The organism is Anaeromyxobacter sp. SG17, assembly GCF_022690695.1.
In the GTDB taxonomy this organism is placed as follows: domain Bacteria; phylum Myxococcota; class Myxococcia; order Myxococcales; family Anaeromyxobacteraceae; genus Anaeromyxobacter; species Anaeromyxobacter soli.
The window spans coordinates 18,213-42,907 of record NZ_JALCYX010000036.1 but is presented as its reverse complement, the minus strand read 5'-3'; the positions used below and the strand labels follow the sequence as shown (position 1 = coordinate 42,907).

Sequence of the window (24,695 nt, the reverse complement as noted above, 5' to 3'; positions counted from 1 at the left end):
CGGAGCGCGCCGCCCGCGCGGAGCGGGCCGCGCAGGCCGCCCGCGCCGCGGTCGAGCGCGAGGCGGCGCGCCCGTTCTTCGAGGAGCACCTCCCGGCGCCGCTGCTCGCCGAGGGTCCTCGCGGCCTGCTCTGGTGGCAGTGGCTGGCGCTCCCCGCGCTCTTCCTCCTCGCGGTCATCCTCGGGTCGCTGCTCGGCTGGCTCACGCGCCTCGTCCTCGGCCACCTCGCGGCGCGCACGCGCACGACCTGGGACGACGTGCTCCTCGAGCGCGTCGCCGCGCCGCTCACCGCGCTGTGGGCGATCGCGGTCGTGACGGTCCTCCAGTCCTGGCTCGCGCTCCCCGAGGGCCCCGAGCTCGTCCTGCACCACCTGCTCCGCGCCGCGACCTACCTCGCGTTCTTCTGGGCCGGATTCCGCTCCGTGAACGTGGCGTTCGCGGTCATGGCGGCGTCCCCCTGGACGCGGGCGAGCCCGAGCCTCGCGGGAATGCTGCCGGTCGGCCGCAAGGTCTCCAAGGTGGTGCTGCTCGCCCTCGGCGTCGTCGCCGTGATGAACGAGCTCGGGTTCCAGGTCGCGAGCCTGCTCGCCGGCCTGGGCATCGGCGGCATCGCGCTCGCGCTCGCGGCGCAGAAGACGGTGGAGAACCTCTTCGGCTCGCTCTCCATCGGCGTGGACCAGCCGTTCCGGACCGGCGACTTCATCAAGGTCGAGGACGTCCTCGGGACCGTCGAGAACATCGGGATGCGCTCTACGCGCATCCGGACGCTCGACCGCACGATCGTGACGATCCCGAACGGCAAGCTCGCGGATCTGCGCACCGAGACGTTCGCCCCCCGCGACCGGATCCGGCTCCTCGCGAACCTCGGCCTCGCCTACGCGACGACGGCGGCGCAGCTTCGCGAGGTGCTCGCCGGGATCGAGGGCCTCCTGCGGGCGCACCCGAAGATCTGGCCGGACGCGGTCTCGGTCCGCTTCACCGCGCTCGGCGAGTCGGCCTTGAACGTCGAGGTGGTGGCCTGGTTCCAGACCGCGGACTTCGGCGAGTTCACCGCCATCCGCCAGGACCTGCTCCTCGGCTTCATGGAGGTGGTGGAGCGGGCGGGCACCTCGTTCGCCTTCCCGACGCGCACGCTCCACCTCGTGGACGGCGCCGGCGGCGGACCCGCGCGTGCGCGCGGGTCGGGAGAGCGCCGATGATGTGAGTGAAAAAGGGAGAGGGCCCGACGTTTCCGCCGGGCCCTCTCGGAGTGGTGGAGCTGATCGGGATCGAACCGACGACCTCTAGAGTGCGATTCTAGCGCTCTCCCAGCTGAGCTACAGCCCCACGAAAACTTTCGTCGCCGTCGAGGACGCGCTTCATAGCGGCTGCGCCCGGGACGTGTCAAGCACCGTTTGACTCGCCCGGGTACCCTTGCTAGACCCGACCCGCCCCCATGCCCAACCCCGCCAAGCAACTCACGCCCGCCGAGCTCTCCGCCCTCGAGCACGCGTTCGCCGCGGATCCCGGTTCCGACGCGTACCGCCCGCTGACCGAGGCCTACCTCGCCATGGGCCGGTACATGGAGGCGATGGTCGTCTGCAAGAAGGGCGTGAAGGCCCATCCGGACGACCCCTCGGCCCGCGTGCTGCTCGCGCAGGTCTACGCCGATCAGGGGAAGGACCGGAAGGCGCTCGAGGAGCTCCAGGGCGTCCTGGCCGCCTTCCCGACCTTCGTGGCGGCGCTGCGCATGGCCGGCGGCCTGCACCTCCGGCTCGGCGAGCGGGAGGCGGGCGAGGCGGCGCTGCGCCGTGCCGCCGAGGCCGCGCCCAACGATCCCGAGATCCGGGAGATGCTCCAGAAGTACGGCATCAGCGCCGTCGCCAGACCCGCTCCCGCCGCCGCGCCCCCGGCCGGGCCCCGTACGGGGCCGGACGCGCCGCCCGTGGCCCCGCGCGTCGCGCCGCCCGCCCTGGGCCGTCCGGCCGCGACCACCGCCCGCGTGACCGCGGCACGCCCGGCGGCGTCCATGCTCGAGGAGGACGTCCCGGTCCCCACCCCGACGCCGGTTCCGGCGACACGCGCCCGCGGCGCGGTCTACGCCCAGGAGCTCGCCGACAAGTACGCGACGCAGGAGTTCCAGCTCTCGCCCGGCGCGGCGCCGCGGAAGCGGGCGAAGCGCGGCACGTTCGTGACCACCGTCGCGCTGTTCATGGTGCTCGCGGTGGCGCTCGGCGGCTGGGTGCTCTTCAACCGCGCGCGGAAGGAGCGGATCGAGGCGATCGACCGGCTCCTCAAGGACACGCTGCCGCTGCTCGACAAGGACGCGCACGCGAGCTACGTCGAGGCCGCGGGCAAGCTCCAGCAGATCCTCGAGCACGACGACAAGTCGATCGCCGGCCATGCGTTCCTCGCCTACGTCGACGCGCTCCGCGCGGGCGAGCACGGCGACGGCGACGCGATCCGCGCCGAGGCAGTGAAGCACGTCGACGCGGCGCGCCAGCTCGGGCAGCGCCACTCGCACCTCGTCGCGGCGGAGGCGTACCTGAAGCTGTACGGCGGGGACGCCGCCGGCGCGAAGGAGGTCGTGAACGCCGTGCTCCAGGGCGGCGAGGGCAACCAGAGCCCGTTCCTGCAGGGCGTGCTCGGCGCGATCCTGCTGCGCGAGGGCGACCTCGACGGCGCCCGCGACGTGCTCGGCAAGGCGCAGAAGGCGAGCCCCGGCGACGTGCGCATCGCGTACCTGCTCGGCGAGCAGTTCCGCCGCCGCGGCGAGGGCTACGAGCTCTCGGCGACCGGCTTCTACGACTACGCGCTCCGCATCCAGAAGGACCACGTCTGGTCGATCCTCGGGAAGGCGGAGGTGCTCGTCGCCCGTGGCCAGGCGGAGGAGGGCGGGAAGGCGGCGGAGCTCGTCCTCACGCCGCAGGCCGCCGCGTCGCGGCCGCAGCAGGCGCTCGCGTACGCCCTGCGCGGCGCGGTGCTCGCCGCGTCCGGCAAGGCGACGGACGCCGCCGCGGCCGAGGCGCAGGCGGCGAAGCTCGATCCCTCGAGCCCCGAGATTCCGCACCTCGTCGGCCAGCGGAAGCTCCGCGAGGGCGACGCCGCCGGCGCGGTGGAGGCGCTCCAGCGCGCCGTGTCGATCGATCCGCAGCGCGTGTCGCTCTACGCCGACCTCGTCCGCGCGCAGCTCGCGCGCGAGGGCGGCGCGCAGCAGGCGCTCGAGACCCTGAAGCGCGCGGTCGCGCGCGTGGGCGAGAGCCCGCGCCTCGCGCTGCTGCTCGGCGACGCCTACCGCGCCGCCGGCGACGCCGACCTCGCGCGTGGCCAGTACGAGAAGGCGATCCAGCTCGGCCGCCCGTTCCCCGACGCGCGCGTCTCGCTCGCGAAGCTCCACCGCGCGAAGGACAACATCCCCGGCGCGCTCGTCGAGCTCACGCAGGCGATCGACGAGTACGGCCAGGGCGGCGCGGGCGGTGCGGCGGTCGCCTACGTGGAGATGGCCGAGGCGGAGCGCGCCCGCGGCGCGAAGCGCGAGGTGCTCGTCGAGCTCTACGAGAAGGCGCTCGAGCGCGATCCCGCGAGCTGCGAGGCGCTGTGGGGCTCGGGCAAGCTCGAGGCGGACGTGCAGCGCACCGAGCGCGCGAAGCAGCGGCTCGGCGCGTACGCGAAGCTCTGCCCGCGCGGCTCGCACGCGAGCGAGGCGGCGGCGCTCTCGAGGTAGCCTCCTCCGCTTTCGGAGCCCCGTTCGCCCCGTCCGCGCGAAGCGGGCGGGGCGATTGCTTTCTGGACGGCGCGTCGGCGAGGTCGAGACCGAGCCGGCCGGTCGAGGTCGGGGTCGACGACGAGGTCGAGGTCGAGGTCGGGGTCGGGGTCGAGGTCGCTGTCGACGGCGAGGTCGGGGTCGGACTCAGTGCTGCGGCCGGGGTCGCCCCGCCGCCGCGCCCTTCCTCACTTTCCTTTCTTCTTCGCCTCCTCCGCCTCCCGCTGCCGGACCTCCTTCTCGATGGCGTCCATCGGGTTCCCGGTCACGCGCTTCGGCTTTCCCTCCGCCGTGCGGGCGTCCACCACCTTCACCGGGATCTCCGCGCGCGCCCCCTCGACCTCGACGATCGCGGTCGAGCTGCCGGCGCTCACTCCCCAGAGCTGGCCGCGACCGTCGCCGCGGCAGACGCCCTCGTCGGCGCAGCGGGTGTAGGCGACGCGGCCCAGCACCGGCGCGCCGGCGTCGTCGAACGCCTCGACCTGCAGCGCCACGGGCCGCGGCTCGTCCTCCATCCGGACCTCCACCGAGGCGGGCTTCACGGCGATGCGCGAGACCACGCGGACGATCACCGGGACCTCGCCCTTCGCCTCGCCGATCGTGCAGCGGATCGTCGCGGTTCCCGGTCCGGCCGCGGTGACGATCGCGTCGTTGGCGGGGCCGGTGACGGTCGCCACCTTCTCGTCGGAGGACGACCAGCGGCAGGCCTCCTTCGGCACGGGCTTGCCGTCGCGAAGCCGCGGCGTCGCGTGCAGCGGCGCGGTCTGGCCGCGGAGCCCGAAGCGGAGCGAGGTGGGCTCCACGTCGACGCGGGCGGGTTTCTCGCAGGCGGCGAGGAGAAGCGGGAGGCCGAGGAGGGCGAGGAGGGAGCGGACGCGCATGGCTGCGATGCTAGCGCAGCGCGAGCCCCGCGACGCGTTCCCGGCTCAGCCGGCCCGCGGGGCGAGGTGGTAGAGCATCACGTACACGACCACGCCGGTCACCGACACGTACATCCAGATCGGCAGCGTCCAGCGGGCGATCCGGCGGTGGTTCGGGAAGCGCGCCCGGAGGCCGAGGAACAGCGTGCGCAGGACGAGGGGCGCCGCGAGGGCCGCGAGGATCGTGTGGCTCGTGAGCACCGCGAGGTACGCCGCGCGGAGCGGGCCCCCGCCGGGGAACCTGTGGGTGCCCGTGAGCGCGATGCGGGTGAGATAGCCGACGAGGAACAGCGCGGACGCGCCGCAGGCGGAGAGCATGAGCGCCCGGTGCCGCTCGCGGTGGCCCCGGCGGATGGCGACGTAGCCGAGGAGGAGGAGGACGAACGCGAGGCCGTTCAGGGTGGCGTTCACGCTGGGCAGCACCTCGCCGAGGCTCATGATCGCGGGGCCCTCCGGGTGGCGAGCGCGCCGAGCGCGAGGGCGGCGGCGGCGAAGAGCGCGCAGACCGCGAGGTCCCGCGCGCCGGAGCCCGCGAGCGCGCCCGGCGCCGCGGGGCCGCCGAGGGCGCGGCGCGCGGCGGAGACGGCGTAGGCGAGGGGGTTCGCGCGCATCACCGCGGCGAGCGCGCCCGTGCCCGAGGGGGCGGGGAACATCGCGCCCGACACCACCCAGAGCGGCACGAGCAGCGTCATCTGGATCGCGTGGTAGCCCTGCACGTTGTCGAGGCCCCAGGCGACGGCGAAGCCCAGCGCGGCCAGCGCGACCGCGGCGAGCGCGAGCGCCCCGAGGAGCAGCGGCCAGTGGACGCTCGCGTACCCGAAGCCGGCGAGCGGCGCGAGCGCCAGGAAGAGCGCGGCCTGCGTGAGCGCGACCGCGGCCGAGCCGAGCGTCTTGCCGACGGCGAGCGCGACGCGCGAGCCGGGCGCGGCGAGCACGGACTGGAGGAAGCCGCGGTGCCGGTCCTCGATCACCGAGGCGGTCGTGAAGATCGACGCGAACAGCACGACCATGAGGACGACGCCCGGGAAGAAGTAGGCGAGGTACGGCACGCTCGAGCCCGGCATCCGGAACGTCTCGCCGAAGCCGGAGCCGATCACGAGCCAGAAGATCACGGGCTGCCCGAGCGCCCCCACGAGGCGCGACGGCTGGCGGAAGAACCGGACGAGGTCGCGCCGGGCGAGGACGGCGACCGTGGCGAGATCGAAGGCGAGGGCGCGGAGGATGGGGAGGCCGGGGGCGCGGGGGACCGGCCTAGGAGTCGCGGTCGCGGTCGGGGTCGAGGTCGAGGTCGAGGTCGCGGTCGAGGTCGAGGTCGAGGTCGAGGTCGCGGTCGAGGTCGAGGTCGCAGCCGGGACCGCGCGCACCGCCCTCCTCCGGTCCGTCCGTCCGGCCGCGTCCTCCTCTGCCGCGGGCTGCTCCTCGAGCGCCTCGCCCGTGATGGCGAGGTATGCATCGGCGAGCGTCGGGCGCCGGACCGAGACGCTGCGCAGCCTCCCCGCCGGGAACGCCTCCACGATGCGTGGCACGAGCTCGTGGGCCGCCTCCCGCTCGACGTGAACGCCGTCGGCGCGGACACGCGCGGGGAGCCCCAGGCGCCGCCCGATGTCCGCGGCGATCGCCTCCGGGTCGTCCGCCTCGACGACGACCACGTCTCCCGATACGCGGGCGCGGAGCGCCTCGGGCGTGTCGCACGCCACGATCTGGCCGCGCGCGAGCACCGCGAGGCGGTCGCAGCGCTCGGCCTCGTCCGGACGGTGCGTCGTGAGCACCACCGTCGTCCCCGCCTCGCGGCGGAGCGCGGCCACCCGCGCCCAGAACGCCCGGAAGGCCGCGGCGTCGAGCCCGCTCGTCGGCTCGTCCATGACGAGCAGCGGCGGCTCGTGGATCCGCGCGCGGGCGAGCTCCAGCCGGCGCCGCATCCCGCCGGAGAGCCGGTCGACGGGCTCCCGGGCGCGGTCGGCGAGCGCCGCCTCCTCGAGCAGCGCGGCGACGCGCGCACCCACCTCGCGCCGCGGGACGCGGTGGAGCGCCGCGCCCAGCCGGAGGTTCTCCGCGGCGGTGAGCTTCCCGTCGAGGCCGGGATCCTGGAACACGATCCCGGCGGCGCTGCGGAGCCTCCGCGCGCCGGGGGCGATCGCGCGCCCGTCGAGGAGGAACCGCCCCACGTCGGGGCGGAGCAGGCCGGCGAGGATGGCGAACAGCGTGGACTTCCCGGCGCCGTTCGGCCCGAGCAGGCCGAAGATCTCGCCCGGGCGCACCTCGAGCGAGACGCCCCGCAGGACCTCGCGGTGGCCGCGCCGCACGGCGACGCCCTCGATCGCGAGGCGCGCGGGCGGAGTGGCCGGGCGAGCGGCGGGCACGCGCATCGCTAGCGCGCGCCGAGGAAGAGCGCGACGAACAGGAGCGTCAGGTAGAGGATCGTGGCGAGGAAGAAGTTCCGCGCCCAGCGGCCGCCCTCGCGCCCGACCCCCGCGAGCGCGTACCCGGCCAGCGCGAGCCCGAGCAGGGCGGCGAAGGCGCCGTACAGCCGCCCCGCGACCTGGAGCGGCACGAGCGCGAGCGACACCGGCACGAGCGCGACCGAGGTCGCCGCGATCCACCCGCGGGTCGCCCGCTCGCCGTGCACGATGGAGAAGACGCGCAGGCCGCCGCGCGCGTAGTCCTCGCGCAGGTAGAGCGACACCGCGAGGAAGTGCGGGAGCTGCCAGGCGAAGAGCAGGGCGAAGAGGGCGAGCCCGCCCGCGTCGAGCGCTCCGGTGACGGCCGTCCAGCCCATGAGCGGCGGGATCGCGCCCGGGACGGCGCCGACCAGGAGCGCCAGGGTCGAGCGCTGCTTCATCGGCGTGTAGATCGCGACGTAGGTCACGATCGCGACGAACGCGAGCGCGGCGGTGAGCGGGTTCGCGACGAGCGCGAGCACGGGGAGCGCGAAGACCGGGACCATGATCCCGAGCCCGAGCGCGGTGAACGGGTCGAGGCGTCCGGCGGGGAGCGGCCGGTCGCGGGTGCGACGCATGCGCGCGTCGATGTCGCGCTCCATCCAGCAGTTGAGGGCGTTCGCGGCGCCCACGACCGCGGCCGTCGCGAGGACGGTCAGGACGGCGCGGGCGGCGCCGATGTCGCCCGGCGCGAGCGCGAGCCCGCCGGCGCTGGTGAGGATGACGAGCCCCGAGAGGCGGGGCTTGGCGAGGAGGAGGACGTCTTTCGCGACCTGCAGGGGGGAGGGGCGCGCGCGGGCGGGGGCGGTGGCGATCGTCACGAGGGTCCCGGGGGCCTGCGAGAGTGCAGGCGAGTGGGACCTAGCGACGGCTCGCCCGGGGGTCAACGTCGCGTTCGGGGGCCGGCCGCCGTGGCGGAAGATCACCGGACCGGGGAGCACGCGCCCGTTGCCGCCGGGCCCCGGGGCGGCTATTCGCTCCGTCGCACCTCTGCCCGGGACCCCTGCCCTGATGCCCGCTCCCCGTCCGCTCCTCGTCGCCGCGAGCCTGCTCCTCGCCGCCGCCTCCCTCGTGCCCGCGCTCGCTCGTGCGGGCGAGCTCCGCGGGCAGGTGCGCTACGCAGGCGCGACGCCGCCGCCGCGGCCCGCCCAGCCCGTCACGAAGGACCGCGCCGCCTGCGGCGAGGCCGCGCCCGACGAGTCGGTGCTCGTCGGGAAGGGCGGGCTCGCGAACGTGGTGGTCCGGATCGTGGCCCCCGGCGCGAAGGAGGAGCCGCGCGCCGTGACCCTCGACCAGCGCGGCTGCCGGTTCGTGCCGCACGTGCAGGCGGCCCCCGTCGGCTCCACGCTCGCGCTCCTGAACGGAGACCCCATCCTCCACAACGTGCACGGCTGGTCGGGCGTCGCGACCACGTTCAACGTGCCGATGCCGGGCCCCGGGCAGCGCGTGGAGCGGACGCTCGCGCGACCGGGCCCGGTGAGGGTCGGGTGCGACGTTCACGCCTGGATGAGCGCGTGGATCCTCGTCGTGGACACGCCCTACCACGCGGTGAGCGACGGAGAGGGGCGCTTCGGGATCGCGGGCGTGCCGCCGGGCCGCTACACGGCGATCGCGTGGCACGAGGTGCTGGGGGAGAAGATCGCGACCGTGGTCGTCCCGGCGAGCGGGCCGGCGACGCTGGAGATCGCGTACCCGTAGTCGCCGGGCCCGCCGCGGACTACGGCTCGTCCTCGTCCTCGGCGGCGACGTCCTCGTCGGGCTCCGCCTCCTCGACCTCCTCGTCGAGCTCGGTGTCCGCCTCCACCGGCTCCGGCTCGACCGGACGGGCAGCCGCCCGCTGGCGGCGCTCGGAGGGCGCAGGCGACTTCAAGGCCGGGCTCTGCCGCTGGTCCGCCCCGCACTTCGGGCAGAGCGGCTCCGGCTTCTTGAGGTCGTAGAACTTCGTGCCGCACTTGAAGCAGATGTGCTTGGTGCCCAGGTCCTTCGCAGGCATGCTCCCCTCGATATTTCCTGTCGGAACCCGCGCCTTTATCGCAGGGCCGACGGTGGCGTCAAACGAAAATCTCCGGGGGCCCCGGGGTGCGCACGCCGGCGCATCGCTGCTATAGAGTCCGCCCGATGCACGACCTGTCGAAGCTCGAGAAGAGGCTCCTGCGCGCGGCCGCCGAGGCGATCCGCGACTTCGACCTCATCGAGAACGGCGACAAGATCATGGTCGCCGTCTCCGGCGGCAAGGACTCCTACACCTTGCTGCACCTGCTCATGCGGATGCGTGAGCGCGCGCCCATCGACTTCGAGCTCGTGGCGGTGAACCTCGATCAGGGGCAGCCGGGATACCCCGCCGAGATCGTCGAGCGCCACTTCCAGTCGGTGGGCGTCCCGTACCGGATGCTCCACCGCGACACCTACTCGGTCGTGCGCCGGCTCGTCCCGGAGGGCAAGACCACCTGCCCGGTGTGCTCCCGGCTGCGCCGGGGCGTTCTCTACAACGCCGCCGCCGAGATGGGCTGCACCAAGATCGCGCTCGGCCACCACCGCGACGACCTCATCGAGACCCTCCTCCTGAGCGCGCTCTACTCCGGCGCGCTGAAGAGCATGCCCCCGAAGCTCCGCTCCGACGACGGCAGGAACGTGGTCATCCGTCCGCTCGCGTACGCCGCCGAGGAGGACATCGCGGCGTTCTCCGCGGCGATGCAGTTCCCCATCGTCCCGTGCGACCTGTGTGGCTCGCAGCCGAACCTGCGCCGCAAGCGCGTGAAGGGGCTCATCGCGGAGCTCTCGGCAGAGCACGCCGCGGTGAAGGGCAACCTCCTCCACGCCCTCAAGCGCGTGGTCCCCTCGCACCTCCTCGATCGCGACCTGGCCGGGAAGGTGGCGGCGGCGACCGGCAAGGATCCCTGGCTCGACGCGGAGGAGGACGAGGACGGCTGCGGCGTGGACGAGGCGCCCGGCGAGGCGAGCGGGCTCGTGAAGCTCGCGGGCGCGAGCGAGGATCGATGAGGACCGTCGACCCCGCGACGATCCGGACGCCGCGCGACCTCGCGCCGTACCTGGACCACACCCTCCTCGCCCCCGGCGCCACCGAGGTCGACGTCGCGCGCGTCTGCGCGGAGGCGCGGGCCTACGGGTTCGCCGGCGTCTGCGTGCACGCTGCCCACATCCCGCAGGTGCGGCTCCTCCTCGCCGACACCGCCGTCCAGCCCATCGCGGTCGCCGACTTCCCGCGGGGGGAGGGGACTCCGGCGGCCCGCGCGGCGGAGGCCGCCGCGGCGGCGGCGGCCGGAGCCGAGGAGATCGACGTCGTGCTCCCGCTGCCGGCGGTGCTCGCCGGGCGGTACGAGGCGGCGCTCGAGGATCTCCGCGGCGTGGTCGCCGCCGCGCGGGTCCCGGTGAAGGTGATCCTCGAGACCTCGAAGCTCACGCGCGACCAGCGGGTCGTCGCCGCCGCGCTCGCGCGCTGCGCCGGCGCCTCCTACGTGAAGACCTCCACCGGCTTCGGCGGCGGCGGCGCCACCGTCGAGGACGTCGCCCTCCTGCGGGCGGTCGTGGGAGGGGCACTCGGGGTCAAGGCGTCGGGCGGGGTGCGGAGCGCCGCGCAGGCGCTGGCGATGATCCGCGCGGGGGCGAGCCGCGTCGGCGCCTCGGCCTGCGTGGACATCGTCCTCGGCACGTTCTGAGCGTCGCGCCGGCGCCGGCCGGTTAGGATCCGGGCATGGACCGACGCCGCTTCGTCATCCTGGTCGCCGACAGCGTGGGCTGCGGCGCGCTCCCCGACGCGCGCGAGTACGGCGACGAGGGCTCCGACACCCTCGGCAACACGAGCCGCGCCGTCGGAGGCCTCGCCCTCCCGGTGATGGGCCGCATGGGGCTCGGGCACCTGACCTCCATCCTCGGCGTGCCGCCGGAGCCCTCGCCGGTCGCCTTCCACGGCCGCATGGCGGAGCGCTCGAAGGGCAAGGACACCATCACGGGTCACTGGGAGATGATGGGGATCGTCCTCTCCGAGCCGCTCGCGCTTCACCCGCACGGCTTCCCGCCCGAGATCCTGGAGCCCTTCCTGCGGGAGACGGGCGCGCCGGGGGTGCTCGGGAACGTGGCCGCGAGCGGGACGGAGATCATCCAGCAGCTGGGCGAGGAGCACCAGCGAACGGGGAAGCCCATCGTCTACACCTCCGCGGACTCGGTGTTCCAGATCGCGGCGCACGAGGAGACGGTCCCGCTCGAGACCCTGTACGCCTGGTGCCGCGCGGCGCGACGCATCCTCGATCCGTTCAAGGTGGCGCGCGTCATCGCCCGCCCGTTCGTCGGCACGCCGGGCAGGTACGTCCGGACCTACAACCGCAAGGACTTCGCGCTCGCGACGCCGGGGCCGACCGTCCTCGAGAAGCTCGTCGACGCGCGCGTGCCGGTGTTCGGGGTCGGCAAGATCCCGGACATCTTCGACCACCGGGGCATCACCGACGAGGTGCACACGGCCGGGAACGCGGACGGCCTCGCGAAGACCGAGGCGCTCCTCGACCGCGTGGACCACGGGCTCGTGTTCGTGAACCTCGTCGACTTCGACATGCTGTACGGGCACCGGAACGATCCCGTGGGCTACGCCCGCGCGCTCGAGGAGCTGGACCGGACCCTGCCGCGGATCCTCGGAAAGCTCCACCCCGGCGAGGTCGCCGCGATCACCGCCGACCACGGCTGCGATCCCACCACCCCCTCCACCGATCACTCGCGCGAGTACGTGCCGCTCGTCGTCCACGCGCCCGGACGAGGCGGCGGGGCGCTCGGCACGCGCGGCTCGTTCGCCGATCTGGGCGCGACCGTCTCGGACTTCTTCGGCGTGCGGCACGAGACGGGCAAGAGCTTCCTCGGGGAGCTCGCGCGGTGACGGGGGCGGGCTCGACGCTTCCCCCGGAGGACCCTCTCGCGCCCCCGCCGCTCGACGGTCCCCGCGCGGCGGCTCGCGCCATCGCCTGGTACGCGTCGAACCCCGCCGCCGCCCCGCGCGTCTCGCGCCTCGACCGCGCGCTCTACGGGGTCGCGCAGGTGCTCCACGCGGCGCGGCTCGTGGCCGGGGACCCGGCGCTCCGGCGCGCGGCGCTCGTGCCGACGGCGATCACCTTCGCGGGGTGCGCGCTCCTCGCCACGCTCGCCACCGCCCGCGCCGACGATCCGGATCCGGCGGGCACCTTCCACGCGTTCCTCGTCACGTTCGTCGCGCTCGCCTCCATGCCTCCGACGCTGCTCCAGCGGCTCTGGCTGCGCGTCGCCCTCGAGGCGCGCCGCGCGCTCGGGCTCCCGCCCGGCGAGGACGCCTTCGCCGACGTCGGCTACGTCCGCCTCGTGGTCGCCGAGAGCGCCAAGGCGCTGCGCCAGGCGATCGTGGTGTCGATCGGCATCGCGCCTCTCCTCATCCTCGTGCGGATCCTGCCGTTCGGCACGCTCGAGGCGACCCTGCTCGCGGGCGCGTGGGCCTTCTACTGGCTCGTCGTGGACGCGCTGGAGCTGCCGATCGAGGTCCTCTCCGGCCCGCGCACCGGCGGGCCCTCGCCCTGGTACTCCCGCCTGCTCGCCCGCGCCGGGCGCGCGGCGTGGGTCCTGCGGCCCTTCTCGGCGCTGGCGCGGTTCCTGGACCGCCTGACGCGTCCGTGGCGCGAGGAGGTGGCGTTCACGGAGCGCCACCGATTCGAGACGCTCGGGCTGGGCGTCGCGGTCGGCGCGGTCCTGGTCATCCCCGTCGTCGGGCTGTTCTTCCGCGCGATCGCGATCGTCGCGTCGACGGCCGCCGTCGGCAGGCTCGACGCGGAGACGCCGCCCGGATCCTGACCATGTCCGCGGCGCCGCGCGCCCAAGGGTCGCGGGGACGCGGCGGCGCTCGCGGGTCACCTCGGCGGGGCAGCCGCCGGCGCGGCGCGCTGCGGCGCGGCGACGCTCGCCGGATCGACGGTGATCTCGCGGAGGCGCTGCGCCACCGCGGGGGGCATGTCCTCCTGGAACCGGCCGCCCAGGTGCTTCGCGAGGAACTTCTCGGCGGAGGCGAAGGCCGCCATGTTGTTCACCGGCCGCTGGAAGCCGTGCCCCTCGTCCGGCGCCACGAGGTACTCCACCGGGAACCCGCGCTCGCGCAGCGCGACGACGATCTGGTCCGACTCCGACCTCTTCACCCGCGGATCGTTCGCCCCCTGCACGATCTGCAGCGGGGTGCGGATGGCGGCCACGTGATTCAGCGGCGACTGCCGCTCGAGCTGCGCCCGGCCCTCCGGCGTGGTCGGGTTGCCCATCCGCGTGTGGAACACGATGCGGCCCGCCTCCCAGTAGGGCGGGATGGTCTCGAGCAAGGTGATGAGGCTCGACGGCGCGACGATCGCCACCGCCGCGGCGTAGAGGTCGGGCGTGAACGTCACGCCGGCGAGCGTCGCGTAGCCGCCGTACGAGCCGCCCATGATCCCGACGCGCCTGGGATCGACCACGCCCTGGGCGACGAGGTACCGGACGCCCCACGTGAGGTCGTCCTGCATCTTGTCGCCCCACTGGAGATTTCCGGCGTCGAGGAACCGCTTCCCGTAGCCCGTCGAGCCGCGGAAGTTCGGCTGGAGGACGGCGTACCCGCGGTTCGCGAGGAACTGCGCGAACGGGTGGCACCGCCAGCTGTCGCGCCACCACGGCCCGCCGTGCGGGAAGACGACGAGCGGCAGCGCCTTCGCGGGCACGCCCGCGGGCAGGGTCAGGAAGGCGGGGATCTCGAGCCCGTCGGACGACGGGTAGCGGATCGGCTGCATGTGCGCGAGGTCCTGCCGCGGCAGCCGTTCGCGCAGGCGGTACTGCTTCGTCACCGCCTTCGTCGTGCGGTCGAAGAGGTAGACCTCGCCCGGCTCGACGTCGGCCGTCACCGACACGAGCCAGCGCCGGTCGTCGCGGGTGGTGGACTGGATGAGCACGTCGCGATCCGGGAAGCGGGCCTGCAGCGCGGCGTGGTCCGCCTGGTAGCCGGGGTCGCTCCAGCGGAAGCGCAGCCGCTCGTCGTCGTAGACGGCTCCGACGAGGCGGTCGGTCGCCTCGGAGAACACCGGCGCCTTGAGGTCCACGCGCTTCTCGGGGTCCGACGCGAGGACCTCCTCCACCCCGGTCTGGACGTCGAGCAGGGAGAGCCGGAGGAGGTCGCCCGCGCCGCCGTTGGTGACGAGGTACACCCGCCCGTCCGGATCGAAGCGAGCGGCGGAGCAGTCCTCGAGCACCGTGCAGCCGTAGACCTTCTGCATCCCGGCGGGATCGACGCGGAGGATCTCGGTGTCGCCCCGCTCGGTCACGCGCGTGCCGAGCCTGAGCCGGCCGGAGAGGTCGAACGTCCACGAGACGAAGCGCTGCTCGTTCCGGCGGAGCAGGGTCCGCTTGCCGGTCGCGATCTCCACCTCGTACAGGTCGTGCCACCGGGCGTCCCGATCGTTGAGGCCCACGTACACGACTCCGGGCCGCGCCTTCGGGACCTCGTAGATCTCGGCGCGAACGCCCTTCAGATCGGTGAGCCCGCGGGCCGGCGGCACCTTCGCGCCGGGCGCGGGCGCCGCCCGCGGATCGACCGCGTAGACGTTGTAGTTCTCGTCGCCCGCGTGGTCCTGCACGAAGAGGATGAACCGCGAGTCCCAGCTCCAGAAGTACGCCGGGATGGGACGCGCCTGGTCGGCGGTGACCGGCTTCGCCTGCTCGAAGGGCGCGTCGACCGGCTTCACCCAGACGTTGCGCGTGCCGTCGAGCGGCTTCAGGAACGCGATCCACGCTCCGTCCGGCGAGAGCTGCGCGGCGGAGATCTCCGGATCACCGAAGATGAGCTCCCGGTCGACGATGGGCGGCAGGCCCTCGCGCCGCGCGGCGGCGGCCGCTGGCGCGCCGGCCTTTCCGGGCGCGGCGGCCGCGGCGGCGCCGTCACGCCGCGTCCCTGCACAGCCGAGGGTCGCGACGGTGACGGCGAGGAGGAGCTTCGAGGCGAGCCGCCGGGTCATGGGGCCTCCCTAGGATGGCGCCCGTTCTAGCGACCGCCGCGGCTTCCGTCGAGGGACCCGGACGGGCGGTGACGCCCGGACGCGAGGAGGGGAGGCGCCCTCGAGACGCCTCCCCTCGTCCATCACCCTACGTGACGCTACTTCTTCGGCGTGGGCTGTGCCGCGGGCGCGGGACCCTGGGCGGGCGTGGCCTTGTGCTCGCGCCGGAGCGTGGCCGCCTCCGCCTTGATGTCGACGAGATCGCGCGCCATCTCGCTCCAGCCGTACCAGTTGGCATAGTCCGGGTTCGCGTGGAACGCGCCCTGGAACGCGCGCATGCGGTGCTCGAGGAACATCACGAACAGCTTCTGCTCGACCGGCGTGGGCGCGTCGTGGAACGTGAGCAGGTCCGGGAACGGGAAGGCGTAGCTCTTCGGCTTGGGCAGGATGCCGTCCTGGTACAGCCCGGCCACGGCGCGGATCGCCTCGGCCATGGCGTGATCCGCGTCGCGGATCATCCCGTCGGACTGCTGGAGCTGGACCTTCGCGAACTCGCCCGAGTGGCACTGGTTGCAGGTCTTCAGCATCTTCGTACGCTCCGCGTCCCACGCCTCCTGGGTGAGCCGCGCCACGTCGGCGGCCTTCACGACGTCGAGGCGGCCGGTGGGGTTGCCCGACGGGTCGAGCACGCCGAGGCCCTGCAGGATGGTGACGCGATCCGCCTTCCACTGCGGGTCATCCTCGGGGAAGGGCAGCCGGACGGCGAGGAAGCCCCAGGCCGTGCGGACCTCGTGGTTCCCCTCCTGCATGTGGCAGTCCTGGCAGGTCGGCGCGGCCGAGTACTGCGGGATCGCGCCCGTCTGCTTGAGCGCGTTGCGCACGCCGTGCTTCGAGCCGCTGTACATCTCCCACTGCGGGTGATCGAACCCCATGTGGCAGGTCTGGCAGGCCTCCGGGCGGCGTGCCTCAGCCTTGGAGAACAGGTGGCGCGTGTGGCACGCGTCGCAGGAGGCGTTCCCGTAGGGCCCGGCCACCTTGCGCAGCTCGGCCTGCTCCTCGGGGGTCTTGAGGCCGAGCTTGTGGCATCCGCCGCAGCCCTTCAGCCCCTCGCGGATCGCGACCGGCTGGTAGTGGAAGGTCGGCATGGCCTTCACCGCCGCCCAGGCGAAGGCGTGCTTCCCCTTCTTGAACTGGGCGACCTGGGCGTCGTGGCACTGGCCGCAGGTGTCCGGGGTCGGCATCTTCGCGTTCGCGAAGTCGTCCTTCGTCTTGTGCGCCGAGCCGTGGCACTCGACGCAGCCGACCTCGACCTTCGAGTGCCGGGACAGCTCCCAGTCCTTCACGATGCTCGGGTTCACCTTCGCGTGGCAGGTGACGCACGCGCCGCCGGCGGCCGGCTTCGTTGCGGCGGGCTTGCCGGCCGGCGCCGGCTTCTTCTGCGCGGCCGCGGGGCCGGCGAGGAGCGCGAGGGCCGCGGCGAGCGTGATGCGTGTCGTCAGCTTCATGGTACCTCCGGGGTGAGGGTCGCCGCCGGCGTGGTGACGGCGGGTGCAACGGGGCGGCGGCGTGCGGATGCTGCCACCGCCGGGGGAGCGGCGCGGGTCCTCGCGCGGGGAACCCCAAGTGCCCGGGAGCGGGCGAGCGCCGTGGCTCCGGGCGAGTGGGCCGCGAGGCCTGGCGGCAAATGACGGAGCGTCACGAGCGGGCGCCGCCCGGCCCAGGATCTCCGGACCCGTCGCCCGCGTCCGCGACGTAGGTGGGGAAGACGCCCAGGAGGTCCTCGTGCGCGCGCACGAGCCGCTCCGCGAGCGCCTCGAGCGCGGCGCCGTCCGCGCCGGTGAACACGGCCGCGAGGCGGCGATCCCCGTCGCCGCCCTGGAGGGCGAGGCCGGGCTCGTGCAGGAGCCGCGCGGCCACGCGCGGCGCCGCGCCCGGGACCGTCTCGATGACGAGGCCGGCGACGATCATCGCGGGCCCCGGTCGCCCTCGACGTCCGACGGCTCGCGGGCCCGGCGCTCCTCCGTGCCCGGACGGCTCGCCCCCTCGTCGCGGGCGTCGGACGGGGGCCGGGGCTCGGCGCCGGAGCGAGCACCGCTGCGCCGCGACCAGCCCTTGCCGCGTGCGACGAGCACGTCGACGGGGAGGCCGAGCCCGGCGAGGGCCGACGCGGCGGCGGAGGCCTGGAGCAGCTCGCGGCGGGCGTGGAACGAGAGCGGTCTCGGCACGGCGGCCTCCGGTGGAGAGAAGAGGGCCTCCGGCGCGGCAGGGGAGCGCGTCCGGAGGCCCCGGGGAATCACCTCGTGAGGGCCGCCGGCTGCACGGCGGGGGCCGGCGCGCCGGGGGCGGCCGGCGGCGGGGGGATCGTCACCACCGCGACGGTCGGCTTGAAGGACGGATCGCGCAGCGCGATCTGGCCCTGGCGGGAGGCGTCGATCGACTCGAAGAGCACGCGGGCGGCCTCCTGCGGCGCGTGGAAGCCGGTCGAGTTCTCCGCCTCGACGAAGTCGAACAGGAACTGCGCGCGGCGCTGGAGGAACCGCGCCTTCTCGAGCTCCGCGTCCGTCCTGCCGGCCTCCTTCGCCGCCTTGACGTCGCCGATCAGCGCGACGAGGGCGTCGAACGCCTGCTCGCGGAGCTCGAGGTGCTTGTCCTGGATCGCCTCGACCCGGGCCTTGAGCTCCTCCTCCGGCCACTTGTGGCAGCCCTGGCAGGCGCGGTTCAGGTTCAGCACCGGGCTGCGCACCCAGTGATCCGAGACCTTGGTGCCGCCGACGCGCATGTAGGGCATGTGGCAGTCGGCGCAGGCGACGCCGGAGCGGGCGTGGATGCCCTGGTTCCACATCTCGAACTCGGGGTGCTGCGCCTTCAGCACCGGCGCGCCCGTCTCCTTGTGCGTCCAGTCCCGGAAGCCGACCTCGTCGTAGTAGGAGAGGATCTGGTCGCCCTTCATGCCCTTCGACCAGGGGAAGGTGAGCCGCTTCTCCGGGCCCTTGAAGTAGTACTCGTCGTGGCACTGGCCGCAGACGTAGGCGCGCATCTCCTGCCGCGTCGCCATGGTGTTCGGGTCGTAGTTCGGCACGCCCTGGGCCGCCTTGAAGGCGCGGATGCCTTCGAGGAAGGCCGGGCGCGTCACGCGGAGCGCCATGGTCTGCGAGTCGTGGCAGTCGATGCAGGCGACCGGGTGCTTGAAGTGCTGCTTCGCCTCCGAGTACGGCATCTTGTTGAGCGCCTCGAAGCCCTTGAAGATGTCCCCGTTCCCGAGCTTCTTCATGGGCACGTAGACGGAGGCGTGGCACTGGCCGCAGGTGCCGGGCTGCTTCGCGACGACCTGGCGCTGCGTGAAGATCTGGTCGTCGAGCGTGTACGCGTGGCCGCGCTCCTCGCGGAAGTCGGCCGCGAACGCGTAGCCCGCCCACATCGTCTTGAGCCGCGGGTCCGCGTCCGTCTTGGACTGGGAGGTCACTGTGCGCGGATCCTGCGCCGTCGGCGTGTGGGGCATCGCCTCGGAGCCGCCGTGCTTCGTGCGGACCATGTCCGTCGTCCTCTTGTAGAGGTCGTACTCGGCCGGGAAGTTCTTGCCCCACACGGCCGGATCCTCGGTGTCGTCGGTGAGCTCGACCACGCGCACGGTCGGGTTCTTCGCCTCGCTCTTCTTCTCGGCGACGTTCACGAGGAGGGCGGCGGCCAGCACGGCGGCGAGCGCGAAGGCGCCCGCGACGAGGGCGAGGAGGAGCCCGCGCTTCTTCGGGGCGGTTTCGGGGGTCATTTGCGTTTCTCCTTGAGTGACGTGAGGCGGTTCAGCGGAGGTGTCCGACGGAGGCGTGGCAGCGGATGCAGGAGACCTCGCCGCCCGCGGTCATCGCGTCGACCACGGCGGCGTGGCAGTGCCGGCACTGGCCCTCGACGACCTCGCGGCTCGCAGCCCGCGCGCGGATCACGTCGGGGAACCCGCCGACCGTGAACGCCATCGAGTGGTGGAACCCGTTCTCGGCCTTGGTCACGTACTTGCCGACGGGCGCGGCGGGGGTGTGGCAGTCGTTGCAGGTGGCGAAGGCGTGGTGCGACGACTCCTGCCAGCCCTCGTAGTGGCCGGACATCACGTGGCAGTTGGCGCACGTGGCCGGGTCGTTGCCGAGGTACGACGTCCCCTTCGCGTACGCGAAGGCGTAGCCGCCGACGCCCGCGGCGACGCCGAGGGTCCCGGCGACCAGGACGAGGGGCCACGAGAGGAGCGAGCTTCCGATGGGCATGAAGGGCCTCGTGAACGAGTTGGCCCCTCACATCGCAAGCCGCGCGCCACGGGCGCGGTCCCCGCTCGCCGACGGCGTCTCGCGGGGTTACGCGGTCCGCAGGACGAGAGCGCGCGGCGCGTTCGGATGACCGCGCCAGGCGTTCGGATGCGCCCATCCGACCGGAGCGGCGCGTGGCCTCGCGGCGCGGCGATCACGCTGCGTCAATGTGACGCGGCCCGCCCGCCGGGAGGCGAACGGGCCGCGAGCTCGGAGCGCCGCCTGCGGGGGCGGCGCGGTGCCGCGCCTACTCCATCGAGACGCTGTTCACGCCGTAGCAGGAGAGCGCGAGCAGGCTCGTGCGCTGCCACTTGCGCGCCGGGTTGGAGAGGAAGTGCAGCGAGTAGCGCTGCGGCTCCGGCAGCGCGCCGATCCGCTCGATCCAGTGGATGAACGACTTGAAGCCGGAGGAGTTGCAGAACTCCAGCTCGCGGAGATCCACCCGGACCCGCCTCCTCCCGAGCCGCGAGAGCTCGCCGTGCACCGCGTCGACGAAGGGGTTCAGGATCACCGCGGGGTTGACGGTGCTGATCGTGCCGCGGAAGACGACGCGTGGACCCTCCACGTCGCTCGCGAGCACTGCGGAGTACTTGTCGTCCGCGACCTGCAGCGGATTCGTCGGGACGGGCAACTCAGGCATGGGCTCCTCCGGGAACCTTCAGGGCCGGCGCGCGCAGCGCGCCGGAGGCGTGGACGGTGACGCGGCCACCCGAGCGGCTCAAGGTGACCTCGAGCTGGCACTCGAAGCGGACGCGCGCGAGGCCGAGCCCGCCGCGCACGGTGGCCGGCGAGGTGCTCATCTCGGCGAGGTAGTGGCGGAGCGCGTCGGGCTCCTCGTTCATGCGCTCGATGCGCTCCCTCAGCGACTGGAACTCCGCCTCGGTGCAGCGGTTCGTCACCGCCACCTCGACGCGATCGGCGTCGGGATCCACCTCGAGGACGAGGTCGACCTCCTCCTCGTGCGAGAACGGCACCGCGTTCTGCATGAGCTCGTGCACCGCCAGCGCGAGCTGCGACTCGCGGTTCACCGCGACCTCGCAGGCGCAGGCGCAGAACGACTCGACGAAGCGCCGGATCTCGTCGATGAAGACCCAGGGCGGCTTCATCCGCAGCATGAGGTAGATGGGCTGGCGCGGCTCGGGCTTCTGCTCAGGCATGGGGCTGGCGCCTCAGGACGACTGCGGTCATGTCGTCCGCCTGCGTGGCGGCGAACGCCTCGACCCTGGAGAAGATCGCGGCGAGCGCCTGCGAGGCGGTCGCGGAGCTGACGGAGGGCTCGGACAGCATCTGGGCGAGGCGGTCCTCGCCGAAGAGATCGCCCCCGGCGTCCGGCGCCTCGACCATGCCGTCCGTGATGAGGCAGAGCATCTCCCCGGGGTGGACCTGGAACTCGTACTCGCGCGGCGCCACGCTGGGCCCGAGCCCGCACCACGGGCCCGCCGGCTCGATGACGTCGACCTTGCCGCTCCCGCGGGAGAGGAAGATCGGCTGGTGCGCGCCCGCAGCGACGAAGCGCCCGTCGCCGATGTGGCGCGCTGCCATGAGCGTCAGGTAGTCGTCGCGCCGCATCCTCCGGCGGACGTTCTCGTGCACCACGCGGTTGACGGCGGCGATGACGGTCTTCGGCGAGCCGCGCGGGTTCTCGGCGATCGCCGCGTACGCCGCGGCCTGCGCCATCATCATCACGAGCCCGGAGTTGATGCCGTGTCCGGAGACGTCCCCGACGAGCACCCAGAACGTGTCGTCGAACGGGAGCAGGTCGTAGAGGTCGCCGCCGACGTCGTCGGCCGGCTTCATGCGCGCCGCGACGTCGTAGCCCGCGAGCGAAGGCGCCACGGGCAGGATCGCGGTCTGGATCCGGTGCGCGATCTCCACCTCGCGCCGGAGCGCCTCGGTGCGCTGAAGCTCGTCGCGAGACCGCTCGACCTCGCTCACCATCACGTTGAACGAGTGGACGAGGTGGCCCAGCTCGTCGCTGTAGGCCTCGGGGACGCGGGTGGACAGGTCGCCGCTCGCGACCTGGGTCATGGACTGGGTGATGTCCGTGAGCGGCCGCGAGGCCTGGCGGATCGCGCCGATGCTCGCGACGCCCGCGACGGCGAGGACGATCGCGAACAGGATGCCGAGGAGGGCGCGCAGCCAGTAGAGCCGGCCGTACGCGTCCGCCTCGTGGACCGCCATGAACGTGCGCCAGCCGGGGACGCCCGCGTCGGGCGCGGTGCGGACGGCGAGCACCGGCTCCGAGCCGGCGAGCGCGATGGTCTCGAGCGCGCCGGGCGCCGCGGACGCGGCCTCCGCGAGCGCGTGCACCTTGCGCGCGTCGGCGGACGGGACCGACAGGACGAGCGTGAGCCGCTCGTCGGCGACGATGGGCTGGTAGAGCCCGTCCTCGCCCGCGATCCCGCCGAGGAGCCGGGAGAGCCCGTGCGGCGAGAGGACGCCCACCACCACGCCCACGAGGTCGCCGGCGAAGTCCTTCACGGGCGCGGCGACCATCACCCCGAGCGCGCTGCCCTCGGTGGGATCGAGCCGCGAGAGCGGCACCGTCCCCGCGGCGACGCCGTCGCCGAGCTCGGCGGAGCCCTCCAGCGCGGCCTTCACCGGCACGTCGCCGAGCACCACGCCGCGCAGCGTCACGACCGGCAGCCCGCGGCGCTCGCCCGCGGCGCCCTCCCGGACCGCGGCGATGACGGCGCCGTCCATGTCGAGGAGCGCCGCCGCCGAGATCGTCCCGCCCTGGTCCTGGATCGTCCTGCGCAGGTAGTCCTCGGCGAACTTGGGATCGCCGGAGTCGATCGTCATCTGCATCGCCTCCGCCTCGGCCCAGTTGCGGATGGCGAGCGCGCGCTCCCGCTGGAACCGGACGACCGCGGCCTGGACCTCCTCGGCGCGGGCGGAGAGGTGCGAGTGCACCGCGTCGACGATGACCGAGCGCGCGACGCGCTCGAACGCGACCGCGGCGATGGCGAGGGCGAGGGCGACGAGGACGAGCGTCGCCACCATGAGGCGCAAGCGAAGCGAGCTCTTCGTGCGATCGGCGAACCTGGCGAACATGGCGGTCCGGGCCTAGCCCAGGCCCTCCTGCGTCGCGCGGAACTTCAGGAACTCGTAGATGCGCTGCGCCTGCTCCTCGTTGATGCCGGAGTTCGGGCGCCGCAGCATCTTCTTCATGTAGCGCTTCCACTGCTGCGAGCTGAAGTGCGAGTTCACCGCCCGCGCGGCCGGGTGGCACTTGTTGCACTTCCCGATGAGGATCTCGTACCGGCGCTGCTGCTCCTCCGGATACGACGAGACGTCGATGGTGCCCGGCCCGAAGTCGCGGGGATCGGGGGGCGCCTTCTCGGGCTCGGCCTGGAGCACGAGCCCCAGGACGGCGGCGGCGGCGAAGGTGACGGACATCAGAAGGCTCCTCCGAATCCGAGGTGGATGGAGTGGAAGTCCTGGAAGGGCGTCGTGCCGGGCGGCGTGCCGATCATCGTCTTGTCGCTCCAGTACTCCCACCCGAGCTTCACGTACGTGGACTGTGCCGGCGTCAGGACGAGCCCCGCGGTGTAGCGCACGAGGAGGCTGTCCGGCGTGATCGTGGAGCCGGGGAGGGGTACGCCTTTACGACGGAGCTCGTCGTAGCGGTAGACCATGTCCACGTGCTTGCCGAGCGGGTGCTCGATCTCGGCGTACCAGCCCTCCTTCATGACGAAGGGGTCGACGATCGTCCACTTGTAGCCCTTGGCGGCCGTGTCGATGTCGGTGCGCCGCGCCGCGTACTCGCCGCGCAGCGTGACCGGGCCGAGCTTCATGGACGCGTCCGCGCCGACGGCCGCGTAGTCGAGCTTCGCCGCGCGATCGTAGCGGCCGCCGGTGGCCGAGGCGCCGACGCTCACGTCGCCGAAGAAGCCCTTGCCGGAGGAGGCCCAGGTGACGGCGAGCCGACCGCCGCCGGCGGGCTGGTCGTTGTTGTCGGTGTAATAGACGGTGCGCAGCGAGGTGAAGTCGAGGTCGTTCGAGCCGCGCATGCCGGCGACGCCGTAGAGCCCGTACCAGACCTGCAGGCTCTCGCCGAGCCAGGTGATCCCGTACAGCAGGGCGCCGGTGTCGGAGTAGGGCTGGGGCATGACGCCGAGGTTCATCGCGTTCTTCTCGCCGTACGCCATGCGGCCCATGTCGTAGATGAGCGGCGCGGACACGGTCTTGTGTCCGGACTGATCGACCCGGTTCGCGTATTCACCGAACGGCACCGCGATGCGCCCGGCCTGGACGTTGAACCAGGTCTTCGGCGTGTAGTCGAGGTGGGCGTGCTCGAGGTCGATGCCGTGGCAGCTGAAGCACGCCTTGGCGGAGAAGGCGAGGTCGTCGTTGATGTCGACCTGGACCTTCAGCGACGCGTCCGGCGAGACGCTCCGCGGCGTGCGGGCGGCGATGTCCCGCCGCTCGATGCCCCAGTAGTCCACGTACACGGAGCCGGAGACGATCACGTTGTCGCCGCTGGCGCGCGCGGGCGGCGCCCAGGCGAGCAGGGTGGCGGCGAGGGCGAGCGCGGCGGCGGCTGCGATCCGCCGGGGTGCGCTGCGGCTAGTCATTCGGCGCTCCGTTCGCGATCCAAGCCTCGATCGCCTGGATGTCGGCCTCGTCGAGGGCGGCGTCGCCGATCGGCATCGCGCTCGCGACCCCGCCGACGTCGCCGGCGGTGCCGCGCAGCTTCATGACGAGGTAGCTGCCCGCGGGATCGAAGGGCTCGACGAGGTTCAGCGAGGCCTGCTGCGAGGGGGACGCGACGAGCGCGCCGTAGGCCAGGCCCGCGTCGAGGGGCGGGTACGCCGGCGGAGACTCGCCGGCGTGGCACGAGGCGGTGGCGCACCGCGGGACGAGGATGTTCAGCTCGAGCGTGGAGAAGTGCTCGGCCGGTCCGCCGGGGACCTGGATCGGCTGAGGCACGCCGATCCCCGGCTCGGGCGCGCACGCGGCGAAGAGGGAGGAGGCGGCGGCGAGCGCCATGGCGAGCTGGCGCGTCACGGCCGCCCGCTCGAAGTTCCGCTCGGCTCGAGCCAGCCGGAGGACGCACCGCGCCGCCCGGCGCCCCCGAGGGCCTCCGCGCACGCTCCGCTCTCCAGGATGCGAGGCCGGCCCGCAGGGCCTCGGCCGATTCGCATGTCCATCCTCCCCGCCGCGACGGCTCGTCCGTCGCGGAGTCGGTCCCGGCGCGCATGGTACGTGCCGAGATCCTGTGGGTGTCAACTTCGCGGCTGTCGCCTTGACGCGGCGCAGTCCGCACCTCTGCGCCGGTGCGCTGCCGGTGACCGACGCGCGCGCACCTCGCGACTGCGTGGCGGTAAGCGGAA

At 73.5% G+C, this 24,695-nt stretch carries 24 protein-coding genes and 1 tRNA gene; 7 read left to right on the top strand and 18 right to left on the bottom strand.

From position 1 onward, the window contains the following. A partial coding sequence (locus MNY60_RS14205) for a mechanosensitive ion channel family protein (RefSeq protein ID WP_242360885.1) occupies window positions 1-1,199 on the top strand: 1,199 nt, incomplete at its 5' end. 51 nt (window positions 1,200-1,250) lie between these two features. Here MNY60_RS14205 and MNY60_RS14200 read toward each other — a convergent pair. Then, window positions 1,251-1,326: transfer RNA gene (locus MNY60_RS14200), tRNA-Ala, on the bottom strand. Window positions 1,327-1,435: 109 nt separating this feature from the next. Between MNY60_RS14200 and MNY60_RS14195 the strand changes: the two genes are divergently transcribed. Next, entirely contained in the window at window positions 1,436-3,703 is a 2,268-nt protein-coding gene (locus tag MNY60_RS14195; RefSeq protein ID WP_242360883.1) for a tetratricopeptide repeat protein, read from the top strand. A gap of 227 nt (window positions 3,704-3,930) precedes the next feature. On the opposite strand, the gene MNY60_RS14190 is transcribed toward MNY60_RS14195, so the two are convergent. The 4 genes from MNY60_RS14190 to cyoE are packed head-to-tail and all read right to left on the bottom strand — an operon-like array spanning window position 3,931 to window position 7,921. Then, complete coding sequence (locus MNY60_RS14190; protein WP_242338729.1) at window positions 3,931-4,623, bottom strand: Ig-like domain-containing protein; 693 nt, start codon at window positions 4,621-4,623, stop codon at window positions 3,931-3,933. A gap of 45 nt (window positions 4,624-4,668) precedes the next feature. Next, on the bottom strand, window positions 4,669-5,100 hold the full coding sequence (locus MNY60_RS14185) for a DUF420 domain-containing protein (RefSeq protein ID WP_242338731.1): 432 nt from the start codon (window positions 5,098-5,100) through the stop codon (window positions 4,669-4,671). Then, window positions 5,097-7,022: an ABC transporter ATP-binding protein/permease gene (locus MNY60_RS14180; RefSeq protein ID WP_242360881.1), complete on the bottom strand. Its 1,926-nt coding sequence runs from the start codon at window positions 7,020-7,022 to the stop codon at window positions 5,097-5,099. Before MNY60_RS14180 ends, MNY60_RS14185 begins: the two co-directional genes overlap by 4 nt. Window positions 7,023-7,030: 8 nt before the next feature. Further along, entirely contained in the window at window positions 7,031-7,921 is an 891-nt protein-coding gene (gene cyoE, locus MNY60_RS14175) for a heme o synthase (RefSeq protein ID WP_242338734.1), read from the bottom strand. 190 nt (window positions 7,922-8,111) lie between these two features. On the opposite strand from cyoE, the gene MNY60_RS14170 reads away from it, so the two are divergent. Beyond that, window positions 8,112-8,798: a carboxypeptidase regulatory-like domain-containing protein gene (locus MNY60_RS14170; protein ID WP_242338736.1), complete on the top strand. Its 687-nt coding sequence runs from the start codon at window positions 8,112-8,114 to the stop codon at window positions 8,796-8,798. 19 nt (window positions 8,799-8,817) lie between these two features. Here the strand turns inward: MNY60_RS14170 and MNY60_RS14165 are convergent, their stop codons facing one another. Continuing rightward, on the bottom strand, window positions 8,818-9,093 hold the full coding sequence (locus MNY60_RS14165; RefSeq protein WP_242338738.1) for a TIGR02300 family protein: 276 nt from the start codon (window positions 9,091-9,093) through the stop codon (window positions 8,818-8,820). A gap of 125 nt (window positions 9,094-9,218) precedes the next feature. Here MNY60_RS14165 and ttcA point away from each other — a divergent pair, with 125 nt between their 5' ends. The 4 genes from ttcA to MNY60_RS14145 are packed head-to-tail and all read left to right on the top strand — an operon-like array spanning window position 9,219 to window position 12,920. Continuing rightward, the gene (ttcA, locus tag MNY60_RS14160; protein ID WP_242338740.1) at window positions 9,219-10,100 is read left to right on the top strand and encodes a tRNA 2-thiocytidine(32) synthetase TtcA; all 882 of its coding nucleotides are present in this window, start codon (window positions 9,219-9,221) and stop codon (window positions 10,098-10,100) included. Further along, window positions 10,097-10,777: a deoxyribose-phosphate aldolase gene (deoC, locus tag MNY60_RS14155; protein ID WP_242338741.1), complete on the top strand. Its 681-nt coding sequence runs from the start codon at window positions 10,097-10,099 to the stop codon at window positions 10,775-10,777. Before ttcA ends, deoC begins: the two co-directional genes overlap by 4 nt. 35 nt (window positions 10,778-10,812) lie before the next feature. Next, the gene (locus MNY60_RS14150) at window positions 10,813-11,982 is read left to right on the top strand and encodes a phosphopentomutase (protein ID WP_242338743.1); all 1,170 of its coding nucleotides are present in this window, start codon (window positions 10,813-10,815) and stop codon (window positions 11,980-11,982) included. Then, the gene (locus tag MNY60_RS14145) at window positions 11,979-12,920 is read left to right on the top strand and encodes an EI24 domain-containing protein (RefSeq protein ID WP_242338745.1); all 942 of its coding nucleotides are present in this window, start codon (window positions 11,979-11,981) and stop codon (window positions 12,918-12,920) included. Before MNY60_RS14150 ends, MNY60_RS14145 begins: the two co-directional genes overlap by 4 nt. Window positions 12,921-12,976: 56 nt before the next feature. Here the strand turns inward: MNY60_RS14145 and MNY60_RS14140 are convergent, their stop codons facing one another. From MNY60_RS14140 to MNY60_RS14085, 12 genes are all read right to left on the bottom strand, one after another. Beyond that, window positions 12,977-15,091 carry a S9 family peptidase gene (locus tag MNY60_RS14140; protein WP_242338747.1) on the bottom strand — a complete coding sequence of 705 codons (2,115 nt, stop codon included), beginning with the start codon at window positions 15,089-15,091 and terminating at the stop codon, window positions 12,977-12,979. Window positions 15,092-15,228: 137 nt separating this feature from the next. Next, the gene (locus tag MNY60_RS14135; protein ID WP_277957014.1) at window positions 15,229-16,575 is read right to left on the bottom strand and encodes a multiheme c-type cytochrome; all 1,347 of its coding nucleotides are present in this window, start codon (window positions 16,573-16,575) and stop codon (window positions 15,229-15,231) included. A gap of 190 nt (window positions 16,576-16,765) precedes the next feature. Continuing rightward, on the bottom strand, window positions 16,766-17,038 hold the full coding sequence (locus tag MNY60_RS14130) for a hypothetical protein (protein ID WP_242338749.1): 273 nt from the start codon (window positions 17,036-17,038) through the stop codon (window positions 16,766-16,768). Next, a complete protein-coding gene (locus MNY60_RS14125; RefSeq protein WP_242338751.1) occupies window positions 17,035-17,295 on the bottom strand; it encodes a hypothetical protein in 261 nt (86 codons plus the stop codon). The genes MNY60_RS14130 and MNY60_RS14125 overlap by 4 nt, the downstream gene beginning before the upstream one ends. Before the next feature lie 68 nt (window positions 17,296-17,363). Further along, window positions 17,364-18,836, bottom strand: a complete 1,473-nt coding sequence (locus MNY60_RS14120) for an ammonia-forming cytochrome c nitrite reductase subunit c552 (protein WP_242338753.1) — start codon at window positions 18,834-18,836, stop codon at window positions 17,364-17,366. A 31-nt stretch (window positions 18,837-18,867) separates the two neighbouring features. Continuing rightward, window positions 18,868-19,320: a cytochrome c nitrite reductase small subunit gene (gene nrfH, locus MNY60_RS14115; protein WP_242338755.1), complete on the bottom strand. Its 453-nt coding sequence runs from the start codon at window positions 19,318-19,320 to the stop codon at window positions 18,868-18,870. Between the two features lie 286 nt (window positions 19,321-19,606). Further along, on the bottom strand, window positions 19,607-19,999 hold the full coding sequence (locus MNY60_RS14110; RefSeq protein ID WP_242338757.1) for a hypothetical protein: 393 nt from the start codon (window positions 19,997-19,999) through the stop codon (window positions 19,607-19,609). Further along, window positions 19,992-20,516 carry an ATP-binding protein gene (locus tag MNY60_RS14105; protein ID WP_242338759.1) on the bottom strand — a complete coding sequence of 175 codons (525 nt, stop codon included), beginning with the start codon at window positions 20,514-20,516 and terminating at the stop codon, window positions 19,992-19,994. Before MNY60_RS14105 ends, MNY60_RS14110 begins: the two co-directional genes overlap by 8 nt. Then, window positions 20,509-22,413 carry a PP2C family protein-serine/threonine phosphatase gene (locus MNY60_RS14100; protein ID WP_242338761.1) on the bottom strand — a complete coding sequence of 635 codons (1,905 nt, stop codon included), beginning with the start codon at window positions 22,411-22,413 and terminating at the stop codon, window positions 20,509-20,511. The genes MNY60_RS14105 and MNY60_RS14100 overlap by 8 nt, the downstream gene beginning before the upstream one ends. Window positions 22,414-22,425: 12 nt before the next feature. Continuing rightward, on the bottom strand, window positions 22,426-22,758 hold the full coding sequence (locus MNY60_RS14095) for a hypothetical protein (RefSeq protein WP_242338763.1): 333 nt from the start codon (window positions 22,756-22,758) through the stop codon (window positions 22,426-22,428). Further along, a complete protein-coding gene (locus MNY60_RS14090; RefSeq protein WP_242338765.1) occupies window positions 22,758-23,936 on the bottom strand; it encodes a hypothetical protein in 1,179 nt (392 codons plus the stop codon). Before MNY60_RS14090 ends, MNY60_RS14095 begins: the two co-directional genes overlap by 1 nt. Then, complete coding sequence (locus MNY60_RS14085; RefSeq protein ID WP_242338767.1) at window positions 23,929-24,369, bottom strand: hypothetical protein; 441 nt, start codon at window positions 24,367-24,369, stop codon at window positions 23,929-23,931. The genes MNY60_RS14090 and MNY60_RS14085 overlap by 8 nt, the downstream gene beginning before the upstream one ends. Window positions 24,370-24,695: the final 326 nt, after the last annotated feature.

What these genes read in the sequence shown, in the direction of transcription:
- MNY60_RS14195 (WP_242360883.1), top strand. Translation starts at nt 1,436, where the DNA reads ATGCCCAACCCCGCCAAGCAACTCACGCCCGCCGAGCTCTCCGCCCTC.
- MNY60_RS14190 (WP_242338729.1), bottom strand. Translation starts at nt 4,623, where the DNA reads ATGCGCGTCCGCTCCCTCCTCGCCCTCCTCGGCCTCCCGCTTCTCCTC.
- MNY60_RS14185 (WP_242338731.1), bottom strand. Translation starts at nt 5,100, where the DNA reads ATGAGCCTCGGCGAGGTGCTGCCCAGCGTGAACGCCACCCTGAACGGC.
- MNY60_RS14170 (WP_242338736.1), top strand. Translation starts at nt 8,112, where the DNA reads ATGCCCGCTCCCCGTCCGCTCCTCGTCGCCGCGAGCCTGCTCCTCGCC.
- MNY60_RS14165 (WP_242338738.1), bottom strand. Translation starts at nt 9,093, where the DNA reads ATGCCTGCGAAGGACCTGGGCACCAAGCACATCTGCTTCAAGTGCGGC.
- ttcA (WP_242338740.1), top strand. Translation starts at nt 9,219, where the DNA reads ATGCACGACCTGTCGAAGCTCGAGAAGAGGCTCCTGCGCGCGGCCGCC.
- deoC (WP_242338741.1), top strand. Translation starts at nt 10,097, where the DNA reads ATGAGGACCGTCGACCCCGCGACGATCCGGACGCCGCGCGACCTCGCG.
- MNY60_RS14150 (WP_242338743.1), top strand. Translation starts at nt 10,813, where the DNA reads ATGGACCGACGCCGCTTCGTCATCCTGGTCGCCGACAGCGTGGGCTGC.
- MNY60_RS14140 (WP_242338747.1), bottom strand. Translation starts at nt 15,091, where the DNA reads ATGACCCGGCGGCTCGCCTCGAAGCTCCTCCTCGCCGTCACCGTCGCG.
- MNY60_RS14135 (WP_277957014.1), bottom strand. Translation starts at nt 16,575, where the DNA reads ATGAAGCTGACGACACGCATCACGCTCGCCGCGGCCCTCGCGCTCCTC.
- MNY60_RS14130 (WP_242338749.1), bottom strand. Translation starts at nt 17,038, where the DNA reads ATGATCGTCGCCGGCCTCGTCATCGAGACGGTCCCGGGCGCGGCGCCG.
- MNY60_RS14120 (WP_242338753.1), bottom strand. Translation starts at nt 18,836, where the DNA reads ATGACCCCCGAAACCGCCCCGAAGAAGCGCGGGCTCCTCCTCGCCCTC.
- nrfH (WP_242338755.1), bottom strand. Translation starts at nt 19,320, where the DNA reads ATGCCCATCGGAAGCTCGCTCCTCTCGTGGCCCCTCGTCCTGGTCGCC.
- MNY60_RS14110 (WP_242338757.1), bottom strand. Translation starts at nt 19,999, where the DNA reads ATGCCTGAGTTGCCCGTCCCGACGAATCCGCTGCAGGTCGCGGACGAC.
- MNY60_RS14105 (WP_242338759.1), bottom strand. Translation starts at nt 20,516, where the DNA reads ATGCCTGAGCAGAAGCCCGAGCCGCGCCAGCCCATCTACCTCATGCTG.
- MNY60_RS14100 (WP_242338761.1), bottom strand. Translation starts at nt 22,413, where the DNA reads ATGTTCGCCAGGTTCGCCGATCGCACGAAGAGCTCGCTTCGCTTGCGC.
- MNY60_RS14095 (WP_242338763.1), bottom strand. Translation starts at nt 22,758, where the DNA reads ATGTCCGTCACCTTCGCCGCCGCCGCCGTCCTGGGGCTCGTGCTCCAG.
- MNY60_RS14090 (WP_242338765.1), bottom strand. Translation starts at nt 23,936, where the DNA reads ATGACTAGCCGCAGCGCACCCCGGCGGATCGCAGCCGCCGCCGCGCTC.